General features: G+C 63.8%; 6 protein-coding genes. 1 reads left to right on the forward strand and 5 read right to left on the reverse strand.

Annotated features, from left to right (window positions below):
- Window positions 1–321: 321 nt before the first annotated feature.
- From ACK4OE_RS24705 to ACK4OE_RS24725, 5 genes are all read right to left on the reverse strand, one after another.
- Window positions 322–1,089 (reverse strand): class II glutamine amidotransferase, encoded by a 768-nt coding sequence (locus ACK4OE_RS24705; protein WP_409889060.1) that lies wholly within the window; start codon window positions 1,087–1,089, stop codon window positions 322–324.
- Between the two features lie 84 nt (window positions 1,090–1,173).
- On the reverse strand, window positions 1,174–2,631 hold the full coding sequence (locus ACK4OE_RS24710) for a DHA2 family efflux MFS transporter permease subunit (protein ID WP_409889062.1): 1,458 nt from the start codon (window positions 2,629–2,631) through the stop codon (window positions 1,174–1,176).
- A 99-nt stretch (window positions 2,632–2,730) separates the two neighbouring features.
- Complete coding sequence (locus ACK4OE_RS24715) at window positions 2,731–2,919, reverse strand: 4-oxalocrotonate tautomerase (protein ID WP_063462131.1); 189 nt, start codon at window positions 2,917–2,919, stop codon at window positions 2,731–2,733.
- Between the two features lie 40 nt (window positions 2,920–2,959).
- Window positions 2,960–3,205 (reverse strand): cysteine-rich CWC family protein, encoded by a 246-nt coding sequence (locus ACK4OE_RS24720; protein ID WP_409889064.1) that lies wholly within the window; start codon window positions 3,203–3,205, stop codon window positions 2,960–2,962.
- 267 nt (window positions 3,206–3,472) lie between these two features.
- Entirely contained in the window at window positions 3,473–5,683 is a 2,211-nt protein-coding gene (locus ACK4OE_RS24725) for a malate synthase G (RefSeq protein WP_409889065.1), read from the reverse strand.
- 283 nt (window positions 5,684–5,966) lie between these two features.
- Between ACK4OE_RS24725 and ACK4OE_RS24730 the strand changes: the two genes are divergently transcribed.
- The coding region (locus ACK4OE_RS24730) for a CoA-transferase (RefSeq protein WP_409889067.1) at window positions 5,967–6,322 on the forward strand (356 nt) is incomplete at its 3' end.

Raw genomic sequence — 6,322 nt, forward strand, 5'->3', positions numbered from 1 at the left:
GGACAGTGAAACGACTTTGCGCCGATGATAGTGCGGGTTCCCGTGTGAAAGTAGGTCATCGTCAGGCTCTTACAGCCCAAATCGCCCTTCTGCTCAATCGAGTAGAGGGGCGTTTTGCTTTCGGGGTGCGCTGAAATGCGCATGATTGATCCTGGGGCGTCGCGGAGGGCAAGGGTGTTCGCCCCAATTCATGCCGACACTTTCTGGATGGGCCCACTGGTTTGATTGCACATGTGGGTCAGTGACGTGGTGTGTCCGGCATCCCGAAAAGACGATCTACACGCGAATACCTTTTGAAGAGTATCGGGATACTGAATGGGCTCAGACCGGTAGTCGCCGACCCTGTTCGAACACCAGCAGTTCCCCCTTGCCAAAGGCCGTCCACTGCTCGTTGGTGGTCAGTGGGCTGGTCACGATCACCGCCACCTCATCTTTTTCGTTCGTTTCCTTCGAAAAGTCCAGCAACACGTCTTCGTCGCTCAGTTGGGCGGATCCAAACGGGTGGCGCCTTTCGATGTAATAAAGATTGGTGGACGCGTGTGCCCACAGCGCCTGCCCGTTGGACAACAAAAAATTGAACGTGCCGTGGGGACTGATCCGGGACGCCAGCTCCTTCAGGGTCAATGTCAGTTCGGGGATGGGTGGAACCGTGGCGTGGGACTTCGCCAGCTCCTGCATGATCCAGCAGAACGCATGTTCGCTATCGGTATCGCCGACGGGGCGGAAGTGCGAGTGCAGGCGGGGGCGGAAATCCTTGAGGTCTCCGTTGTGGGCAAACACCCAGTAGCGCCCCCAGAGCTCCCGCACAAAGGGATGGCAGTTCTGCAAACTGACCACGCCCTGGGTCGCCTTGCGGATATGGGCGATGACGTTCTTGCTTTTGATGGGGTAGCGACGGATCAACTCGGCGACGGGGGAGTCCACCGCTGCTTGGTGGTCCACAAAATGCCGAAGGCCCTTGTCCTCAAAAAAAGCGATCCCCCAGCCATCGCCGTGGTGGTCGGTTTTACCGCCCCGCTGTGCAAACCCCGTGAAGCTGAAGGTCACATCGGTGGGGACATTGCAGTTCATGCCGAGCAGTTGGCACATGGCGGGAATTCCGTTTCTAGGGTGTCGTGTGGGGCGATAGATGATGCCTGAATCTGGACCGCCGCGGGAAGACGGTTCTGCAGTTCAGCGGGGCTTGGCCTCACGCAGCTGCCAGGCTGCCACCAAGGCCAGCAGACACAAAAGGGTCAGCATCAAAAAGGTCTCGCCAAAGGCTGCGATGCGGTCCAGATTGCTGCCACCAGGTGCCAGCGAAGCGCCATGGGCACCCAGCCGCCATTCGAGGACGATGCCACACAAGCTCACGCCCGCCGCACCCCCCAGCATGCGAAGGAACCCGATGGCGCTGGAGCCTTGGGAGATCAGCGACTTGTCCAGCGGCCGCATCGCCCCGAGGTTGAGGGAGGGCAGGATGAACCCTAGCCCGATGCGCCCCAGGATGGCAAATGCCACCAGCATCCACAGCGGCGAGCCGAGGCCCACACACACCATGAGCCCGAAGGACAGAGCTAGCAGGCCCAGGCCCGTGCTCACGAGGAAATGTGTGGGCTGGCGATCTGCCAGACGCCCCACGAAGGCGATGGTGGCTGCCAGCACCAACCCTGCAGGCAGCATGAGCGTGCCCACATGCGAGGCAGACAATTCCAGCCCCAGTTGCATGAACACCGGCAGCAAGTAGGTAGAGCCGAACAAGGCCGTGCCATAGATAAACGCCACCACGCTGCCCATGGCAAATTGTCGGTACTGGAACAGCCGCAGGTCCATCAGGGGTTTGCGTCCCCGGTGGATCAGCCGGCGCTGCCAGGCAATGAATGCGCTGACCGCGCAGGCTGCGCCCACCAGCAGCGCAATGGCCTCGACCATGGACCCACCATGCAGCGACACCAGCCCATTGAGCAGGCACAGCGTGCCCACCGTGCCCAGCAGCAGCCCGCGCCAGTCCAGTGGCTCGCCCTGGCGGTTGACCTCCACGCCGCCAGGTGCCGTGACGGGCACAAACTTGTAGGCCAGCCAGATCGAGGCCAGGCACAACGGCACAACCATGAAGAAGATGGAGCGCCAGCCAAACCAGTCCACCAGCAGGCCCCCGACGCTGGGTCCGATGGCAGGGGCCAGCACCACACCCATGCCAAAGATGCCACTGGCGCGGCCCTGTTCGTGCGGCTGAAAGGCGTAGAGGATAATGACTGCGGGAATGGGCTGGACGACACCGGCGGCCAGGCCTTCGGCGACCCGCGCGGCCAGCACCAGGCCGAAGTCTTGCGCCAGCCCGCCGCCCACGCCGCCCAGCAGCAACACCAACATGGCGCCCACATAGGTGGCGCGGTAGCCATAGCGCGACAGCAGCCAGGGCGTGGTGAGCATGGAGACCGTGGTGGCCACCATGAACCCCGAGGTGACCCACTGCGCGCGCTCCTGTCCCAGCGTGAAATAGTGGCTCATGTCCGGGATGGCCACATTCACGATGGTGGAGGACATGATCGATGCCATGGTCCCCACCATGACCGACAGCAAGAGCAGCCAGCGGTAGCGCTCGCCATAGCGCTCACGCAGCACCGACAGGGAGCCGGGAGCGGTGGTCATGGGCGAATCACCGTACGCAACGGGTGGAAAAGGCTAAAAGGGGCAGGGATTCAGCACGGCCAGGGGGCGTCGCCCCACGCAGGCGGACCATGCTTCAGGTCAGCTGCGCTCCAGCCACAGCTTGCCGCCAGTGGCCCAGTTTTCGCGCTTCACATCGGTGATCAGGATGTCCACCGACTCGGGCGAGCCGCCCAGCACCTCGACGCTCACACGGGTGATCTCTTCCACCAGCTTGCGCTTTTGCTCGACCGTGCGGCCTTCCATCATTTCAACGTGGTACGTAGGCATATCAGACTCCTTCAGGGCGTATCGCCGCAAAAAGCGGAAATCATATCGGCGCAGGCCCTGGCGGGTCGGCAAAGGGTTGCTGGGCGTCGGCAGAGATGGCGCCGCAGGACGGGCAGATGCACACCTGGCCACGCTGGGCTTCGGGCACGGCCGCCAGGGCGGCGGGCGCGATGCGCTGCGCCATGCACCAGCAGCTTTCTGGCGGGCGGCCGGCTGCGATGGCGCACTGGTTGGGCCCGCCGCACAGTGGGCAGCAGGAGGGGCTGGAGAGAGGCGGGGTGGACATGGTGCCGGGCCGGTGGCGGCGTGGGGCAACCAGTGTACGGCGATGTGCAAAGGGTGGTGAGGCGCCAGCCACCAACCTGCCAGGGCCCGGCCGTGCGCGCGATGCGAGGTTGTGTGGAGTGCGGCGCGCTGTGATGACCCAGCGGACCAAAAAACCAATAAAAATAGCTGCCAGCGCCTGTTGGTATTGCGCTGGCAGCTATCAAATATGTAGTGATATGGTGTGACGCCCTGCTGGGCGCTCACCACAGGGCCATCGGGCGTTGGATCAAGCCGCCTGCGCGGCCTTCAGCTTCAGGCGCCATGCGTGCAGCAGCGGCTCGGTGTAGCCACTGGGCTGCTCCATGCCCTTGAAGACCAGGTCGCAAGCCGCCTTGTAGGCCATGCTGGTGTCGAAGTGGCCGGCCATGGGCTGGTACAGCGGGTCGCCAGCGTTCTGGCCGTCCACCACGGCCGCCATGCGCTCGAACGTGGCGCGCACCTGCGCCTCGGTCACCACGCCATGGTGCAGCCAGTTGGCAAGATGCTGGCTGCTGATGCGCAGCGTGGCGCGGTCTTCCATCAGGCCCACGTTGTGGATGTCGGGCACCTTGGAGCAGCCCACGCCCTGATCCACCCAGCGAACCACGTAGCCCAGGATGCCCTGTGCGTTGTTGTCCAGCTCCTGCTGCTTTTCAGCGTCTGTCCAGTTCGGGTTGGCGCTGACGGGCACGGTGAGCAGGCCGGTCAGCAGGTTGTCGCGCTCGGCGTTCACGTCGGTCTTTTCCAGCTCGATCTGAATGTCGCTCACCTTCACCTGGTGGTAGTGCAGCGCGTGCAGCGTGGCGCCCGTGGGGCTGGGCACCCAGGCGGTGTTGGCACCGGCCTTGGGGTGGGCGATCTTCTGCTTGAGCATCTCGGCCATCAGGTCGGGCATGGCCCACATGCCCTTGCCGATCTGCGCCTTGCCGCGCAGGCCACATGACAGGCCCACGAGCACGTTGTTCTTCTCGTACGACTGGATCCAGGCGCTGGTCTTCATGTCGCCCTTACGCACCATGGGGCCGGCGTGCATGGCGGTGTGCATCTCGTCGCCGGTGCGGTCCAGGAAGCCGGTGTTGATGAACGCCACGCGACTCGATGCAGCGGCAATGCAGGCCTTGAGGTTGACCGACGTGCGGCGCTCTTCGTCCATGATGCCCAGCTTGACGGTGCTGTCGGGCAGGCCCAGCAGCTTCTCGACACGGCCGAACAGTTCAGCGGCAAAGCCCACTTCGGCAGGGCCGTGCATCTTGGGCTTGACGATGTAGACGCTGCCCTTGCGGGAGTTGCGGATGCCGTTCGCTCCACGGCCCTGCAGGTCGTGCAATGCGATGGTCGTTGTGACCACTGCGTCCATGATGCCTTCGGGGATCTCGCGCTGCGTGCCCTGCGCGTCGGTCCACAGGATGGCCGGGTTGGTCATCAGGTGGCCCACATTGCGCAGGAACATCAGCGAGCGGCCGTGCAGGCGGACTTCGCCGCCAGCGGGTGCCGTGTAAACGCGGTCAGGGTTCAGCCCGCGCGTAAAGGTCTTGCCGCCCTTGGCGACCTGTTCGGTCAGCGTGGCCTGGATGATGCCCAGCCAGTTGCTGTAGCCCAGCACCTTGTCCTCGGCATCCACGGCGGCCACGGAGTCTTCCAGGTCCAGGATGGTGGAGAGAGCTGCTTCCAGCACCAGGTCGCTCACGCCCGCTGCGTCCGATTGGCCGATGGGCGTGCTGCGGTCGATCTGGATGTCCAGGTGCAGGCCGTTGTGCTGCAGCAGTACAGATGAAGGTGCGGCTGCGTTGCCCTGGTAACCCTTGAACTGCGATACGTCCTTGAGGCCCGTGGTGCTGCCATTGGCGAGCGCCACCACCAGCTGGCCGCCTTCGACGCGGTAGCCGGTCGAATCCTTGTGCGAACCGCTGGCCAGCGGCGCCGTGTCATCCAGCACCTGGCGCGCAAACGCAATCACCTTGGCTCCGCGCACGGGGTTGTAGCCCTTGCCCTTTTCGGCGCCACCTTCTTCGCTGATGGCATCGGTGCCATAGAGCGCGTCATACAGGCTGCCCCAGCGCGCGTTGGCGGCGTTGAGTGCATAACGTGCGTTCAGGATGGGCACCACCAGCTGCGGGCCGGCCTGGGTGGCCAACTCGTCGTCCACGTTGGCGGTGGTCGCCTTCACGTCGGCGGGCTGGGGCACCAGGTAGCCGATCTTTTCGAGGAAGCTGCGGTAGGCCACCATGTCCTTGATGGGGCCGGGGTTGGCCTTGTGCCAGGTGTCCAGCTCGGTCTGCAGGCGGTCGCGCTCGGCCAGCAGGGCGATGTTGCGCGGAGCCAGGTCGGACACGATGGCGTCAAAGCCCTTCCAGAAGGCGACGGCATCGACACCCGTGCCGGGCAGCACCTTGTCTTCGACAAAGCGGTACAGGGAGGTGGCCACTTGCAGGCCGTGGATTGCGGTGCGGTCGGTCATGAGGGTGCCTAAAGAGTTGAGTTGTTGAAACGTGGATCAAAGAAATGTCGGACCTTGGCGAGAAGGCCATGGACAGACTGTATTGCAAATGTTTGCCCACATAAATACGCTGAAAAGCTCGAAACCAGTGACTTTTACGCAAAACTGGCGACAGTCCGTAGTTGCACGGAATGGCGCACCGGCCGGTTAAGCACTACGCTGCGCGAAGAGCCAGGGCGGCCCCGCAACCTATTGCGAGGCCGTGACCTGGCTCATAAAAATAACCCCACCGGGAGACAAATCCATGCAGGCACCCCTGGCCGCTGGCGCGCTGAATGCTGCCTACAAGAACAAGATCGTCAGCGCCGCCGATGCGGTGCAGCTCATCCACGACGGCGATACCGTGGCCACCGGCGGCTTTGTGGGTATCGGCTTTGCCGAGAGCATCGCCGTGGCGCTGGCCCAGCGCTGGGAGTCCACGCAAACCCCGCGCGACCTCACGCTGGTCTACGCCGCAGGGCAGGGCGATGGCAAGCAGCGTGGCCTCAACCACCTGGGCCACGCGGGTCTGCTCAAGCGCGTGATCGGTGGGCACTGGGGCCTGGTGCCGCGCATCCAGAAGCTGGCGGTGGACAACCAGATCGAGGCCTGGAACCTGCC

The sequence above is a fragment of the Acidovorax sp. genome, assembly GCF_046314175.1.
Classification (GTDB): Bacteria; Pseudomonadota; Gammaproteobacteria; order Burkholderiales; family Burkholderiaceae_C; genus Acidovorax.

What these genes read in the sequence shown, in the direction of transcription:
- ACK4OE_RS24705 (WP_409889060.1), bottom strand. Translation starts at nt 1,089, where the DNA reads ATGTGCCAACTGCTCGGCATGAACTGCAATGTCCCCACCGATGTGACC.
- ACK4OE_RS24710 (WP_409889062.1), bottom strand. Translation starts at nt 2,631, where the DNA reads ATGACCACCGCTCCCGGCTCCCTGTCGGTGCTGCGTGAGCGCTATGGC.
- ACK4OE_RS24715 (WP_063462131.1), bottom strand. Translation starts at nt 2,919, where the DNA reads ATGCCTACGTACCACGTTGAAATGATGGAAGGCCGCACGGTCGAGCAA.
- ACK4OE_RS24720 (WP_409889064.1), bottom strand. Translation starts at nt 3,205, where the DNA reads ATGTCCACCCCGCCTCTCTCCAGCCCCTCCTGCTGCCCACTGTGCGGC.
- ACK4OE_RS24725 (WP_409889065.1), bottom strand. Translation starts at nt 5,683, where the DNA reads ATGACCGACCGCACCGCAATCCACGGCCTGCAAGTGGCCACCTCCCTG.